Raw genomic sequence first — 14,544 nt, 5'->3', positions numbered from 1 at the left:
GGAGGGCATGGGAGGGTTCAGAGGTGGTGGTGTCGTCAGAGGTGGACGGCCGAGCGCAGCACCTCGCCGCGGCCCGTCCGGTGCGAAGGCGCGTCCTGAACCCGCGGCGTCAGATGATCGAGCGGATCGCGCGCTCGAAGTTCTCCACGTGCTCGGCGGCCACGGCCGAGGCCTTGGCCTCGTCGCCGTCGATGACGGCCCGCAGCAACTGGCCGTGTTCGTGCACGTGTTGCTCGAGTCCGGACAGGCGGTCGATGAACAGGCACCAGATCCGGGTGGCGAGGTTGTCGTAGTTGACCAGCGTGGCTTCGAGGTACGGGTTGTACGTGACCGCGTAGACGGCGCGGTGCACCGCCATGTCGAGGCGGAGCAGGCCGATCTCGCCGTGTTCCGGCGCGCCCTGCGACTCCTCCTCCACGCGGGTGAGCAGTTCGCGCAGCCGTTCCCGGTCCGCCGCGGTGGCCCGCTTGCTGGCGCGCGCGGCGGCGAGCGGTTCGAGTTCCTGGCGCACTTCGGAGATGTGGCCGAGGTCGGCGATCTGTACTTCGGTGGCGAAGGTGCCGCGCCGGGGGAAGGCGACGATGAGCCGCTCGATCTCCAGGCGCTTGAGGGCCTCGCGGACCGGGGTGCGGCCGAGGCCGAGGTCGGCGGCGAGGCGTCCGTCGTGGACGGGTTCGCCGGGGCGGATCTGCAGGGTGACGAGTCGGTCCGTGATCTCCTGGTACGCCTGGTCGGCCAGTGTCGCGCCGTGCGACTGGCCCCCGGCGGCAGGTACGGATGCCATCTCGCCCCTCCCCTGACGTGTCCGCGATGAGACCTCACCGTACCGCATCCCTGCATTGATATATCAGGGGTGCGGAGCGGCGGGAGAGGCGCAGGCATGGTGGCGGGGCCCGTCAGACGGCGGCGGGCGCGATCGTTTCCGTGGCGGGGACCAGGGTGCGGCGCAGGCGGTTGAAGATCTTGGAGCGGTTCATGGCGAGGACCGCGGTGGGCACCCCGTCCTCCTTGTAGAGGGCCGCGAAGGACCGGCTCTCGTAGGACCCCTCGACGAGTTCGACCTCGGCGCCGGGGCCGACGCGGCCCGCGAGTTGGATGCGGACGTCGTACTGGTCGGACCAGAAGGACGGCGGGGTGGCCCGCGGGATCGCGGACTCGCCGGTGAGCAGCGTGCGGGCCGCGGTGGCGGCCGACTCCGCGGCGTTCGACCAGTGCTCGATGCGGGCGTGCCGGCCGGTGAAGGGGTGCGGGCGGCGGGCCACGTCCCCGACGGCGACGACGTTGGGGACGCTGGAGGCGCCGCCCGCGTCGCACACCACGCCGTTGTCGACCCACACACCGGAGTCGGCGAGCCAGTCGTCGACCGGCCGGGCGCCCACCCCGACGAGCACGATGTCCGCGGGCAGCAGCCGCCCGTCCGTGAGCCGCACCCCGGTGACCCGGCCGCCGCCGCTCTCCAGCCCCGCCACTCCGGTGCCGCACAGCAGGCGTACGCCGTGGTCGGTGTGGAGGGAGGCGCAGACACGCCCCATCTCGGCGCCCAGCTGGCGTTCCAGCGGGGTGTCGAGCGCCTCGACCACGGTGACGTCGAGGCCCAAGTGGTGGGCGGTGGCGGCGACTTCGGCCCCGATGAACCCGGCGCCGATGACCACCATCCGGGGCGCCCCGCTCAGCAGTTCGGCGCGCAGGCTCCGGGCGTCGTCCAGGGTGCGCAGGGTGTGGACACCGGCGAGTCCGTCGGTGCCGGGGAGGCGGCGGGCGGTCGAGCCGGTGGCGACCACGACGCCGTCGGTGTCGATCCTGCGCCCGTTGGCGAGGATGACGGATGTGGTGGAGCAGTCCAGGTGTACCGCGCGTTCGCCCAACTCCCAGTGGATTCCGAGCTGTTCGTACTCCTCGGCGTCACCGAGTTCGAGGGCGTCGGCCGTGACCTCGCCCTTGAGGTAGGCCTTGGACAGGGGCGGGCGGTCGTAGGGGCGGTGCAGTTCCTCTCCTACGACGGTGATCCCTCCGTCGTATCCCTCGGAGCGCAGCGACCGGACGGCGCCGAGGCCGGCGAGCGAGGCTCCGACGACAGTGATGTGCTTCATGCGGGCTCCCCAACGGTGACGTGAAGCAGGACCTGACCGTCCTGGACGGTGACGTGGTGAGTGCGGACGGGCGTCTTGGCGGGCGGGCAGGTCGGGCGGCCGTTTCGCAGGTCGAACGACGCCTCGTGCAGGGGGCATTCGACGAAGCAGCCCTCGAGGAAGCCGTCGGCGAGCGAGGCGTCCTGGTGGGTGCAGGTGTCGTCGATGGCGTACACCGTGCCGTCGGCGTTGAAGACGGCGACGGGGGCCGGCACTCCCTCGGTCACGCGGATGGACTCGCCAGGGGGCAGATCTTCGATGCGGCACACCGGGATCATGGGGAACCTCCAGGAAACAAATGGACGGTCAGTTGGCGCGCTGTGTGCCGAGCCGGGCCTGGAGCCAGGCGTGGAACTCGCCGATGTGGTGTTCGCTGGGGACGAGGACGCCGCCCTTGGCGTAGGCGCGTGAACTCATCGCGGGCTGGGTGCGCTCGCAGGCGTCGAAGTCCTGCTGGTTGACGCGGTGGAACAGTTCGACGGAGCGCTCGACGTCGGTTCCGCTTCCCACGACGTGCGGCAGATAGAGCCAGTCGCACTCGACGATCGTGCGGTCGTGGGAGATCGGGTACATCCGGTGAAGGATCACGTGGTCCGGGACCAGGTTGATGAAGACCTGGGGCCGCACGGTGATCGCGTAGTAGCGCCGGTCCTGCTCTTCGGTGACCGAGGGGATGCGGTCGAGTCCCTCGGAGCCGTCGACGGTGAAGCCCCTGGCCTCTTCGGCGAACTCGGCGCCGTGGCCGACGAAGTACTGGGCGGCCAGTCCGTCCTTGAACTCCGGGAGGACTTCGGTGAGTTCGGGGTGGATGGTGGCGCAGTGATAACACTCCATGAAGTTCTCGATGATGAGTTTCCAGTTCGCCCGGACGTCGTACGTGATGCGCTTGCCGAGGCCGAGGTCCTCGATCGCGTAGCTCTCAATGGCGTCGGCGGCGCCGAGGCGTTCGCTGACCGCGCCGATCACCTCGTCCTCGAAGGAGGGCGGCTGCTCGGCCAGGCACACCCACACGTACCCGAGCCATTCCCTGACGTGCACGGAGACCAGGCCGTATTCGGTGCGGTCGATGTCCGGCATCGACGTCAGGTTGGGTGCGGCGATCAGCTTGCCGTCGAGGCCGTAGGTCCAGGCGTGGTACGGGCACTGGAAGTTCCGCCTGACCTCGCCGGACTCCTCGGTGCACAGCTTGGCGCCGCGGTGCCGGCAGATGTTGAGGAACGCGCGGACGGAGCCGTCGCGGGAGCGGGCGACGAGGACGCTCTCGCGCCCCACTCGATATGTGCGGAAGCTGCCCGGCTTGGTGAGGTCGGAGGCCCGGCTCACGCAGAACCACATGGACTCGAAGATGCGCTCCTGCTCCCGCTCGAAGATCTGCGGGTCGGTGTAGTAGTCGCCGGGAAGCGTGGAGATCAGACTCGGGGGCAGGCTCGTGATGCTCATCAGGAGTCACCTCGGTAGATGTCGTACGGACATGCGGCAGGTGCCGAAGCGAAGCGAGTTGTGTGGTGTGTTCTGTGGGGACTCAGAGGGCCCCGTGCGCAGAGGCGGGCCCCGCGCTCACAGCGTCACCACTGAGCGCAGTACGTCTCCGCGGCGCATGGCGTCGAACGCGGACTCCACCTCGTCCAGGCCGATCTCCTCGCTGACGAACGCGCCGAGGTCGAAGCGCCCCTGGAGGTAGAGGTCGATGAGGGCGGGGAAGTCGCGGGAGGGCAGGCAGTCGCCGTACCAGGAGGACTTGAGGGCGCCGCCGCGCCCGAAGACGTCGGCGAGCGGCAGTTCCAGTTTCATCTCGGGGGTGGGCACGCCCACGAGGACCACCGTGCCCGCCAAGTCGCGGGCGTAGAAGGCCTGTTGGTAGGTCTCGGGGCGGCCCACGGCCTCCACGACGACGTCCGCGCCGAAGCCGCCGGTGAGGGAGCGCACCGCCTCGACGGGGTCGGTCCTGGAGGAGTCGACGGTGTCGGTGGCACCGAACCGCTCGGCCTTCGCCAGCTTCCGCTCGTCGATGTCCACGGCGATGATCCGGGCGGCCCCGGCCACCTTCGCCCCGGCGATCGCCGCGATCCCGACGCCCCCGCAGCCGATGACGGCCACCGAGTCGCCCCTGCCGACACCGCCGGTGTTGACCGCGGCACCGAAGCCCGCCATGACGCCGCAGCCGAGCAGGCCCGCCGCGGCGGCCGTCGCGGACCGGTCGACCTTGGTGCACTGCCCGGCGGCGACGAGGGCCTTCTCGGCGAACGCGCCGATGCCGAGCGCGGGCGAGAGCGTGGTGCCGTCGAGGAGGGTCATGGGCTGCGTGGCATTGTGCGTGTCGAAGCAGTACCAGGGCCGGCCGCGCCGACAGGCCCGACAACTGCCGCACACGGCACGCCAGTTGAGAATCACGAAGTCGCCGGGCGCCACGTCGGTGACCCCGTCGCCGACGGACTCGACGACGCCGGCGGCCTCGTGGCCGAGCAGGAACGGGAACGCGTCGCCGATCCCGCCCTCCCGGTAGTGCAGATCGGTGTGGCAGACGCCGCAGGCCCTTACCTGCACCAGCGCCTCCCCCGGTCCTGGCTCCGGGACCAGGATCGTTTCCACGGAGACGGGGGCGCCCTGCTTGCGGGCGACCACCGCGCGTACCTCGTGAGTCACGGTTGAGCTCCTTGGGGTCTGTCGAGGGAGGCAGATGAGCCGTAGGGGCTGTGGAGGAGCTGTTCAGGAGAGCCGAACTCTGTTGCGCATGAAGAACCTTGACGCGTTCTACGCAACGCCCAAACTGTCGTCTCCGTCGACGGCGCGTGTCAAGGGGCATCTGAGATCTGTCGCGCGACACCTCAAACCCGCACGTCGGAGCGCCAGTTGACGCCGCCGCGCGCGGGTCGCCCCCGGTGCACCCGGCGGGCATCGAGACGCCACACGCGGCGCATGACTTCCGCGGTCCCGGGTAGCAGAAGTGGCTAGAAGGGCTTTCCATGCCCTAATTCAGGAGGCACCACTTATAGGAGACGAGCGTGAAGATGGGGCCGAAGATCCGCTTCCGCATCGCCCTGCCGCCCGCCCGCGGCCAGCGCCTATAGTCGCGCCATGAGAAAGCATGACGCAGACAGTGAGACAACGGGCTCGTCGGGCGCCGGAGTGCAGTCCGTCGACCGTGCCGTGAGCGTTCTGGAGATTCTCGCCCGGCGTGGGGAAGCAGGCGTCAGCGAGATCGCCGCGGAAATCGACGTGCACAAGTCGACGGCATTCCGTCTGCTGGGCGCGCTGGAGGCGCGCGATCTGGTCGAGCAGTCGGGCGACCGGGGCAAGTACCGGATCGGTTTCGGCATCGTACGCCTGGCCAGCTCGGTCACCGACAATTTCGATGTGACACAGCAGGCGCGCCCGTTCTGCGAGCAGCTCGCGGAGGAATTCGGCGAGGCCGTCAACATCGCAATTCTGCAGGAACATTATGCGGTGAACGTCCTCCAGGTGCGCGGCCCGATGGCGGTCAGCACGCACAATTGGGTCGGCCAGCTCACCCCGATGCATGCCACATCCAGTGGAAAAATATTGCTCGCTCATGTACCGGAACGGGAGCGCGCGGAAATGCTGGCCGCCTCCCACATGAAAAAGATGACACCGCACACCCTGACCGCCAAGGGAAAGCTCGAGAGGGATCTCGCGCAGACGCTTGAGCGCGGATATGCGGTGACGCTCGAGGAATTGGAGCTCGGGTTGCACGGAATGGCCGCACCCATCAGAAATGCCCAGGGTGAAGTCATCGCCGCGATCAGCGCCTCGGGTCCCGCCTACCGGTTCTCCGAGGAGCGGATGCACGAGCTCTCCCCCACGCTGCTGCGGAGCGCGCAGGACATCAGCCGCAAGATGGGCTACCTCGACTGACCGGGGCCGTCCCCCTCGGCCGGTTCCATCCGGATGATCACGGCCTTGGACGTGGGGGTGTTGCTCTTCTCCGCGACGCTGTCCAGCGGGACGAGGACGTTGGTCTCCGGGTAGTAGGCGGCCGCGGAGCCCCGGGGCGTCGGGTAGCCGACGACGCGGAACGCGGGCGCCCTGCGTTCGCTGCCATCGGTCCACACGCTGATCAGGTCGACCAGACTCCCCTCCTCGATACCGAGTTCGGCGAGGTCCTCCGCGTTCGCCAGGACGACGCGCCGCGCGCCCTTGACGCCGCGGTACCGGTCGTCCATCGCGTACGGGATGGTGTTCCACTGGTCGTGCGAGCGCAGCGTCTGCAGGATCAGGTGGCCGGGTGGCGCGGTGAGCCCGGTGAAGGTGTTCGCGGTGAAGACGGCGGTGCCGCTCGCCGTCCGGAAGACGCGCTTGTTGACGGGGTTCGGCAGGTTGAAGCCGCCCGGCTCCCGCACGCGCCGGTTGAAGTCGTCGAATCCCGGCACCACGTTCGCGATGTGCTCCCGAATGGTGTCGTAGTCGTTCTCGAATGCCTGCCAGGTGATCCCGTGCCGCTCGCCGAGGGTCCTGCGGGCGAGCCTGCTGATGATGGACACCTCGCTGAGCAGCGCGGGTGACGCGGGCGCGAGCCGGCCGCGGGTGGCGTGCACATCGCTCATCGAGTCCTCGACCGTCATGAACTGCTCACCGCCCGACTGAATGTCGCGGTCGCTGCGCCCCAGCGTGGGAAGTATCAGCGCGGTGCGGCCGCACACGGCGTGCGAGCGATTCAGTTTGGTGGAGATGTGGGCCGTCAACCGGCAATTGCGCAGGGCGCGTTCGGTCACGTCGCTGTCGGGTGTGGCGCGGACGAAATTGCCTGCCACCCCGACGAACACGTGGGCCCGCCCGTCGCGCATGGCCCGGATCGCGTCGACCGCGTCGGCCCCGTGCCGGGTGGGCGGGGCGAAGTCGAATTCCTTCTCCAGGGCGTCGAGGAACGACTGCGGCATGCGCTCCCACACGCCCATGGTGCGGTCGCCCTGCACATTGCTGTGGCCGCGCACCGGGCAGACGCCGGCGCCGGGCCTGCCGATGTTTCCGCGCAGCAGAAGGAAGTTGACGACTTCGCGGATGGTGGGGACGCCGTGCTTGTGCTGGGTCAGGCCCATGGCCCAGCACACGATGACGTTCTTGGCGCCGAGCACCCGCTGGTGGACCTGCTCGATCTCCTCGCGCGTCAGGCCGGTGGCCTTGAGGACCTCCGCCCAGTCGAGGCCGCGGATATTGTCGGTGAAGACCTCGTAGCCCGAGGTGTGGGCGTCGATGAACTCGCGGTCGAGGACCGTGCCGGGCGCCTTGTCCTCGGCCTCGAGGAGCAGCAGGTTCAGCGCCTGGAAGAGGGCGAGGTCGCCGCCCGGCCGGATCTGCAGGAACTGGTCGGCGATCTCGGTGCCCCTGCCGATGACACCCCGCGCCTTCTGCGGGTGCTTGAAGCGCAGCAGCCCCGCCTCGGGCAGCGGGTTGACCGCGACGATCTTCCCGCCGCGCCGCTTGGTCTCCTCCAGGGCCGTCAGCATCCGGGGGTGGTTGGTGCCGGGGTTCTGGCCGACGACGAAGACCAGGTCGCTGTTGTGCAGGTCGTCGAGGCTGACGCTGCCCTTGCCGATGCCCAGCGTCTCGCCCAGGGCCGAGCCGCTGGACTCGTGGCACAGGTTGGAGCAGTCGGGCAGGTTGTTGGTGCCGAAGGCGCGCGCGAAGAGCTGGAGCAGGAACGCGGGCTCGTTGGCGAGCCGGCCCGAGGTGTAGAACAGCGCCTCGTCGGGGCTGTCCAGGCCGTTCAGCTCGTCGGCGAGCAGGTCGAGCGCGCCGTCCCAGCCGATCGGCTCGTAGTGGTCGCTGTCCGGGTACTTGACCATGGGCTCGGTCAGCCGGCCCTGCTGGTTGAGCCAGTAGTCGGAGGCCTCCGCGAGCTCGCTGACCGGGTGCTCGGCGAAGAACTCGCGGGTCACGCGGCGGGTGGTGGCCTCGTCGGCGATGTGCTTGGCGCCGTTCTCGCAGTACTCGTTGCGGTGCCGCTTGTCCGGTGCGCCCTCGGGCCAGGCACAGCCCGGGCAGTCGATGCCGCCGTCCTGGTTGATGTTGAGCAGGGTGAGGGCGGTGCGCTTGGGCGAGGTCTGGCTCAGGGCGTACTGGAGCGCATGGGCCACGGCGGGCGCCCCGGTGGCCCAGGTCTTGGGCTTGCTCAGGGAAAGATCCTCTTCGGGCTCTTCGATCGCGCGCACGCCCATCACCTCTACGTTTCCGACTCACCGGGAGCCGGCACGCCCCCGTCGCCCAGCATTCGTCCACGCTCCGCCCACGGTCAAAGCGGAAAGTCCGATCGTTGATAGGCAGCTACGATCACGGGCGGACACAATCCACCGAAGTCGGCCGGGAAGGGGGTGGGACCGTGCTCCTGCGACAGCTCGAATACCTCGTCGCGCTGACCGGCACCGGCCACTTCGCCAAGGCCGCCGAGCAGTGCTTCGTGTCGCAGCCGACGCTGTCCGAGGGCATCCGCAAGCTGGAGACGGAGCTGGGGGTGCCGCTGGTGCGGCGCGGCCGGCGCTTCGAGGGTCTGACGGCGGAGGGCGAGCAGGTCGTCGTGTGGGCCCGCCGGATGCTCGCGGACCGGGACGCGATGCGGTCGGGGCTCGCGGCGCTGCGCGAAGGGCTGAGCGGTGAGCTGCGGCTCGGCGCGGTGCCCACGGCGGTCGGCGCGGTCGCCCTGCTCACACAGCCGTTCTGCGCGGCCAACCCGCACACCACGGTGAACGTCCAGGCCGATCTCCAGGGTGACGACATCGTGCGCCGGCTGCGCGCCTTCGAGCTGCACGGCGCGGTCTCGTACCACAGCCGCACCCTGGATCTGCCGTTCGTGCCGCTGTACCGGGAGCGCTATGTCGTGCTCACCCAGGAGGATCCGGAGCGCTCGGCGCAGGAGATCAGCTGGGCCCAGGCGGCCGCGCTGCCGCTGTGTCTGCTGCATCCGCGGATGCTGGGGCGCCGGGTCCTGGACGACGTGTTCGCGGAGCTGTCCCTGTCGGTGGCGCCGCGCGTCGAGACGGACTCCATCGCCTCGCTGATCGCGCATGTGCGCACGGGCCAGTGGTCGAGCATCATCCCGCACACGTGGCTGCACGTCTTCGGGATCCCCGCAGGGATGGAGGCCGTGCCGCTGCACGGTCCGCGGCGCAGCGCGCGGATCGGTCTGCTGCTGCCGCCGCGCGATCCGCTGTCGGTGATGGAGCAGGCGCTCGCGGACCTGGCCCGCGCCTCGCGGATGCACACGGTCCTGGACGTGCTGCCGGGCTGAGCGCCAGCCGCCGCAACTCGCCGCTCCGGCACGGCGGTTACAGGCTTGTTTTCCCCCTCCGGACACCATTGACGCGCCCCTGAGGCGCTGGCTACGGTGACGACGACCCGCCGCTGATATATCAGAGCGTCACCAGTCGGTTTTCAAGGAGTCCTCATGACCCCCGACGCACACGACCTGCCCGACCACCCCGACTTCCTGTGGCGCAACGCCGATCCGAAGAAGTCCTACGACGTCGTGATCGTCGGGGGCGGCGGACACGGCCTGGCGACGGCGTACTACCTCGCCAAGAACCACGGCATCACGAACATCGCCGTCCTGGAGAAGGGGTGGCTGGCCGGCGGCAACATGGCCCGCAACACCACCATCATCCGTTCCAACTATCTGTGGGACGAGAGCTCGGGCATCTACGAAAGCTCGCTCAAGCTGTGGGAGACGCTGGAGCAGGACCTCGACTACCCGATCCTGTTCAGCCAGCGCGGCGTCCTCAACCTCGCGCACAACCTCCAGGACGTCCGCGACAGCAAGCGCCGGGTGTACGCGAACCAGCTCAACGGCATCGACGCCGAGTGGCTGGAGCCGGACGAGGTCGCCAAGGTGTGCCCGATCGTCAACACCAGCCCGGACGTGCGCTATCCGGTGCACGGCGCCACGTACCAGCCGCGCGCGGGCATCGCCAAGCACGACTACGTGGCATGGGGCTTCGCCCGCCGCTGTGACGCGTACGGCATCGACCTCATCCAGAACTGCGAGGTCACCGGCATCGATGTGAGCGGGGGCCGGGTCACCGGGGTGCGGACCACCCGGGGCCGGATCGGCGCCGGGAAGGTCGCGCTCGCGGCGGCCGGACACACCTCCGTCCTCGCGCAGATGGTCGGGCTGCGGCTGCCACTGCAGAGCCACCCGCTGCAGGCGCTGGTGTCGGAGCTGCTGGAGCCCGTGCACCCGACCGTCGTGATGTCCAACGCGGTGCATGTGTACGTGTCCCAGGCGCACAAGGGCGAACTCGTCATGGGCGCGGGCATCGACAGCTACAACGGGTACGGGCAGCGCGGCGCCTTCCACATCATCGAGCGGCAGATGGCCGCCGCCCTGGAGCTGTTCCCGGTGTTCGCGCGCGCCCACATGCTGCGCACCTGGGGCGGCATCGTCGACACCACCCCGGACGCCTCCCCCATCGTCGGGCTGACCCCGGTCGAGGACCTGTACCTCAACTGCGGCTGGGGAACCGGCGGTTTCAAGGCGACGCCGGGTGTCGGCTGGGCGTACGCGCACACCATCGCGACCGGTGGACCCCATGACACCAACGCGCCGTTCACCCTCGACCGGTTCACGACCGGCGCCCTCGTCGACGAGCACGGCGCCGCCGCCGTCGCGCACTGAGCCCCTTCCTAGGAGAGACCCATGCAGCTCATCCCCTGCCCCTGGTGCGGGCCGCGCGAGGAGACCGAGTTCCACTACGGCGGCCAGGCGCACGTCGAGCACCCCGCCGACCCGCACGCGCTCGACGACGAGCAGTGGGCCCAGTACGTCTTCTTCCGCGACAACCCCAAGGGTCCCTTCGCGGAGCGGTGGGCGCACACGGCGGGCTGCCGCCGCTGGTTCAACGCCGTGCGCGACACCGTGAGTTACGAGTTCCTGACCGTGTACCCCGTGGGGTCCCCGAACCCGCTCGGCACCGCCGCGCGAGAGCGCCAGGAGGCGACCGCATGAGCACTCCCTTCCGCACCTCCTGCGACACGTACGGGCGCGTCGACCGCTCCACCACGCTGGACTTCGTCTTCGACGGAACGCCGTACACCGGACACCCCGGAGACACCCTCGCCTCCGCGCTGCTCGCGAACGGTGTGCATCGGGTGGCGACGAGCATCAAGTACGGCCGCCCGCGCGGCATCCTGGCCGCCGGTGTCGAGGAGCCCAACGCCCTCGTGCAGATCGAGGCGCCGTTCCCCGAGCCGATGCTCACCGCCACGACGGTCGAGCTCTACGACGGGCTGGTGGCGCGCGGTCTCGGCGGCCAGGGGCGGCTCGCCGGTGAGGCCGATCCCGCCCGCTACGACGCGCGGCACCTGTACGCCGAGCTGCTGGTCGTCGGCGCGGGCCCGGCCGGTCTCGCGGCCGCGCTCGCCGCGTCCGACGCCGGGGTCCGGGTCGTCCTCGTCGACAGCGCACCGGAGCTCGGCGGCAGCCTGCTCGGCACGCGGGAGACCGTCGACGGCCGGCCCGCACAGGAGTGGGTGGACTCGGTCACGCGGCGGCTCGCGGAGTCCGGGAACGTGACCGTCCTGACCCGCACCACCGCCTTCGGCCACTACGACGACAACCTCGTCCTCGCCCTGGAGAAGCGCACCGACCACCTCGGCGCCGCGGCTCCGAGCCACGTGTCCCGGCAGCGGGTGTGGCGCATCCGGGCCGAGCAGGTCGTGCACACGACCGGCGCCACCGAGCGGCCGATCGCCTTCGACGACAACGACCGCCCCGGCATCATGCTCGCCTCCGCGGCCCGTACATACCTCGGCCGGTACGGCGTCCTCGTCGGCCGCCGGGCCGCCGTCTTCACGACGAACGACTCCGCTTACGACACGGTGCTCGAACTCGCGGACGCGGGTGTGGAGTTCGCCGCCGTGGTCGACGCGCGGCCGACCGTCCCCGCCCGGCTCGCCGGGGCGCTGGCAGAGCGCGGCATCCCGCTGCACCGCGACCATGTCGTCACCGGGACCAGCGGCGGCGAGCGCATCTCCCGCGCGCACATCGCCCGGCGTTCGGCGGACGGCGCCCGGCGGCACGGCGTCGACTGCGACGTGCTGCTCGTCTCCGGCGGCTGGAATCCGGCCGTGGCCCTGTTCAGCCAGGCGCGCGGGAAGCTGCGCTACGACGCGGAGCTCGCCACGTTCGTGCCCACCGAGGCACTCCCGACCGTACGGACGGCGGGTGCGGCGGACGGTCTGCGCACGCTCGGGGAGTGCCTCGGCAGCGGTATCGCAGCGACCGCCACGGCGCTGGAGGCGCTCGGCATCACGGTCGCGCCGCTCGGCGTTCCGGCGGCCGCCACCGAACTCCCTTCCCCCAGCGCGGTGTTGTGGCGTGTGCCCAGCCCTCGGGACGGCGTGGACGGTTCGGCGCAGTTCGTCGACCTGCAACGCGACGCCCTCGTCAGCGACGTGTTCCGGGCCACCCACGCCGGGCTCCGCTCCGTCGAGCACGTGAAGCGCTACACCACCATCGGCACGGCGCACGACCAGGGCCGTACGTCCGGGATCCTCACCTCGGGCATCGTCGCCGAGGCGCTCGGCGAGGAGGTCGCCGACCTCGGCACCACCGGCTTCCGGCCGCCCGTGCAGCCCATCGCGTTCGCCGCGTTCGCGGGCCGCAACCGGGGGGATCTTTTCGACCCGGTGCGGGTGACCGCGCTGCACGCCTGGCACGAGAGGCACGGCGCGCTGTTCGAGGACGTCGGCCAGTGGAAGCGGCCCTGGTACTACCCGCTGCCCGGCGAGACGATGGACGACGCGGTGCGGCGCGAGTGCCACGCGGCGCGGGGCGGCGTGGCCATGATGGACGGTTCGACGCTCGGCAAGATCAGCGTGCAGGGACCGGACGCGGGCGAGCTGCTCAACCGGCTCTACACGAACATGATGGCCACACTGAAGCCCGGCCGGATCCGCTACGGGGTCATGTGCGGCGTCGACGGGATGGCCATCGACGACGGCACGGTCATCCGCGTCTCGGCGAACGAGTTCCTCGTCACGACCACAACGGGCAACGCGGCCAAGGTTCTTGAGTGGATGGAGGAGTGGCTCCAGACGGAGTGGCCCGAGCTGCGCGTCCACCTCACCTCGGTGACCGAGCACTGGGCGACGATCCCGCTCGTGGGCCCGCGCTCACGGGAGGTGCTCGCCGCGGTCCTCGGCGACGACCTGGATGTCTCCAACGAGGCGTTCCCGTTCATGAGTTGGCGCGACACGGTGATCGCGGGCGTCGACGCCCGGCTGTGCCGGATCAGCTTCTCCGGCGAGCTCGCGTACGAGGTCAACGTCCCGGCCTGGTACGGGACACACGTCTGGCAGGCGCTGTACGACGCCGGGCAGCCGCTCGGCCTCACCCCGTACGGCACCGAGACGATGCACGTGCTGCGCGCCGAGAAGGCGTACCCGATCATCGGGCAGGACACCGACGGCACGGTCACTCCGCAGGACCTGGGCATGAACTGGGTGATCTCCAAGAAGAAGCCGGACTTCGTCGGCAAGCGGTCCTTCGCCCGGCCCGAGAACCAGCGTCCGGACCGCAAGCAGCTCGTCGCGCTGCTGCCCACCGACGAGCGCACCCTGCTCCCGGAGGGCGCGCAGATCATCGCCACCGAGGCCGTGCCCGCGCCGCCGGTCCCGATGCTCGGCCATGTCACCTCCAGCTACCGCAGCGACGCCCTGCAGCGCACCTTCGCCCTGGCGCTCGTGCGCTCCGGCGCCGCCCGCGTCGGCGAGACCCTCTACGTCCCGCTCGACGGCGCCACCGTGCCGGTGACCGTCGCCGAACCCGTCCTCTTCGACAAGGAGGGAGCCCGCCGTGACGGATGACGCCCCCGCCCACACGCCCGTGCCCACCCCCGCACGCATCAGCCCGCTCGCCGACTGGGACCCGCGGCTCCCCACCGGCCTGAGCGCCCGCGAGCTCCCGTTCCTGACCCAGCTCACCCTCCGGGTGACACCGGGCAGCGCGGCGGCCACCGCCGTCGAGGGATACCTCGGGTACGCACTGCCCGGCGCCTGCCGCGCCCATCTCGACGCCGAGGTCAAGGCGCTCTGGCTCGGCCCCGACGAATGGCTCCTGGTCGCACCCGAAACGCGCGCCGGGGAACTGACGGCCGGGCTGCGGTCGGCGATCGGCGAGGAGTTCGCCACCGTCACCGACACCTCCGCGCAGCGCACCGTCCTCGCCCTCACGGGCCCCTTGCTGCCGCAGATCCTGTCGCAGGGCTGCGCCCTGGATCTCGCGCCGGACAAAGCCGACACGGGCGCCTGCCACACCACGCTGCTCGCGCAGGCCGGTGTCACGCTCGTGGTGCGCGAAGCGGGCCCGCGGGCGGTGTGGCTGCTCGTCCGGTCGTCCTTCGCCGGATACCTCGCGGCGTGGCTGGCCGACGCCTGCACCGAGTACGTCGTCGACTGCTGAGGAGAC

General features: G+C 70.4%; 12 protein-coding genes. 6 read left to right on the top strand and 6 right to left on the bottom strand.

Annotation, left to right across the window (positions count from 1 at the left end; translation table 11 throughout):
- Positions 1-109 precede the first annotated feature (109 nt).
- The 5 genes from ACOKM3_RS40185 to ACOKM3_RS40165 all read right to left on the bottom strand — a co-directional run bounded on the left by ACOKM3_RS40185 (position 110) and on the right by ACOKM3_RS40165 (position 4,772).
- Positions 110-784, bottom strand: coding sequence for a GntR family transcriptional regulator (locus tag ACOKM3_RS40185; RefSeq protein ID WP_426906233.1), 675 nt, complete (start codon positions 782-784; stop codon positions 110-112).
- A gap of 112 nt (positions 785-896) precedes the next feature.
- The gene (locus ACOKM3_RS40180; RefSeq protein ID WP_426906232.1) at positions 897-2,090 is read right to left on the bottom strand and encodes an NAD(P)/FAD-dependent oxidoreductase; all 1,194 of its coding nucleotides are present in this window, start codon (positions 2,088-2,090) and stop codon (positions 897-899) included.
- A complete protein-coding gene (locus tag ACOKM3_RS40175) occupies positions 2,087-2,407 on the bottom strand; it encodes a bifunctional 3-phenylpropionate/cinnamic acid dioxygenase ferredoxin subunit (RefSeq protein ID WP_327659154.1) in 321 nt (106 codons plus the stop codon). Before ACOKM3_RS40175 ends, ACOKM3_RS40180 begins: the two co-directional genes overlap by 4 nt.
- Before the next feature lie 28 nt (positions 2,408-2,435).
- Complete coding sequence (locus ACOKM3_RS40170; RefSeq protein ID WP_426906231.1) at positions 2,436-3,569, bottom strand: aromatic ring-hydroxylating oxygenase subunit alpha; 1,134 nt, start codon at positions 3,567-3,569, stop codon at positions 2,436-2,438.
- A 117-nt stretch (positions 3,570-3,686) separates the two neighbouring features.
- On the bottom strand, positions 3,687-4,772 hold the full coding sequence (locus ACOKM3_RS40165; protein WP_426906230.1) for an S-(hydroxymethyl)mycothiol dehydrogenase: 1,086 nt from the start codon (positions 4,770-4,772) through the stop codon (positions 3,687-3,689).
- A gap of 432 nt (positions 4,773-5,204) precedes the next feature.
- On the opposite strand from ACOKM3_RS40165, the gene ACOKM3_RS40160 reads away from it, so the two are divergent.
- Positions 5,205-6,002 (top strand): IclR family transcriptional regulator, encoded by a 798-nt coding sequence (locus ACOKM3_RS40160; RefSeq protein ID WP_426906229.1) that lies wholly within the window; start codon positions 5,205-5,207, stop codon positions 6,000-6,002.
- Here the strand turns inward: ACOKM3_RS40160 and ACOKM3_RS40155 are convergent.
- Complete coding sequence (locus tag ACOKM3_RS40155; RefSeq protein ID WP_426906228.1) at positions 5,990-8,302, bottom strand: FdhF/YdeP family oxidoreductase; 2,313 nt, start codon at positions 8,300-8,302, stop codon at positions 5,990-5,992. The two genes, ACOKM3_RS40160 and ACOKM3_RS40155, sit on opposite strands and share 13 nt — an antisense overlap.
- Positions 8,303-8,463: 161 nt before the next feature.
- Here ACOKM3_RS40155 and ACOKM3_RS40150 point away from each other — a divergent pair, with 161 nt between their 5' ends.
- From ACOKM3_RS40150 to ACOKM3_RS40130, 5 genes are all read left to right on the top strand, one after another.
- Positions 8,464-9,369, top strand: coding sequence for a LysR family transcriptional regulator (locus tag ACOKM3_RS40150; RefSeq protein ID WP_426906227.1), 906 nt, complete (start codon positions 8,464-8,466; stop codon positions 9,367-9,369).
- 156 nt (positions 9,370-9,525) lie between these two features.
- Entirely contained in the window at positions 9,526-10,752 is a 1,227-nt protein-coding gene (locus ACOKM3_RS40145; RefSeq protein ID WP_426906226.1) for a sarcosine oxidase subunit beta family protein, read from the top strand.
- Between the two features lie 21 nt (positions 10,753-10,773).
- Positions 10,774-11,082 carry a sarcosine oxidase subunit delta gene (locus ACOKM3_RS40140; protein WP_426906225.1) on the top strand — a complete coding sequence of 103 codons (309 nt, stop codon included), beginning with the start codon at positions 10,774-10,776 and terminating at the stop codon, positions 11,080-11,082.
- Complete coding sequence (locus ACOKM3_RS40135) at positions 11,079-13,943, top strand: 2Fe-2S iron-sulfur cluster-binding protein (RefSeq protein WP_426906224.1); 2,865 nt, start codon at positions 11,079-11,081, stop codon at positions 13,941-13,943. Before ACOKM3_RS40140 ends, ACOKM3_RS40135 begins: the two co-directional genes overlap by 4 nt.
- Complete coding sequence (locus ACOKM3_RS40130; RefSeq protein WP_426906223.1) at positions 13,933-14,538, top strand: sarcosine oxidase subunit gamma; 606 nt, start codon at positions 13,933-13,935, stop codon at positions 14,536-14,538. The genes ACOKM3_RS40135 and ACOKM3_RS40130 overlap by 11 nt, the downstream gene beginning before the upstream one ends.
- Positions 14,539-14,544: the final 6 nt, after the last annotated feature.

The sequence above is a fragment of the Streptomyces nidicola genome, from assembly GCF_050106155.1.
In the GTDB taxonomy this organism is placed as follows: domain Bacteria; phylum Actinomycetota; class Actinomycetes; order Streptomycetales; family Streptomycetaceae; genus Streptomyces.
The sequence above is the reverse complement of the archived record's forward strand: the minus strand, read 5'-3'. Positions and strand labels throughout refer to the sequence as shown.

Coding starts and splice junctions, on each gene's coding strand:
- ACOKM3_RS40185 (WP_426906233.1), bottom strand. CDS start 784: ATGGCATCCGTACCTGCCGCCGGGGGCCAGTCGCACGGCGCGACACTG.
- ACOKM3_RS40180 (WP_426906232.1), bottom strand. CDS start 2,090: ATGAAGCACATCACTGTCGTCGGAGCCTCGCTCGCCGGCCTCGGCGCC.
- ACOKM3_RS40175 (WP_327659154.1), bottom strand. CDS start 2,407: ATGATCCCGGTGTGCCGCATCGAAGATCTGCCCCCTGGCGAGTCCATC.
- ACOKM3_RS40170 (WP_426906231.1), bottom strand. CDS start 3,569: ATGAGCATCACGAGCCTGCCCCCGAGTCTGATCTCCACGCTTCCCGGC.
- ACOKM3_RS40160 (WP_426906229.1), top strand. CDS start 5,205: ATGAGAAAGCATGACGCAGACAGTGAGACAACGGGCTCGTCGGGCGCC.
- ACOKM3_RS40155 (WP_426906228.1), bottom strand. CDS start 8,302: ATGGGCGTGCGCGCGATCGAAGAGCCCGAAGAGGATCTTTCCCTGAGC.
- ACOKM3_RS40145 (WP_426906226.1), top strand. CDS start 9,526: ATGACCCCCGACGCACACGACCTGCCCGACCACCCCGACTTCCTGTGG.
- ACOKM3_RS40140 (WP_426906225.1), top strand. CDS start 10,774: ATGCAGCTCATCCCCTGCCCCTGGTGCGGGCCGCGCGAGGAGACCGAG.
- ACOKM3_RS40135 (WP_426906224.1), top strand. CDS start 11,079: ATGAGCACTCCCTTCCGCACCTCCTGCGACACGTACGGGCGCGTCGAC.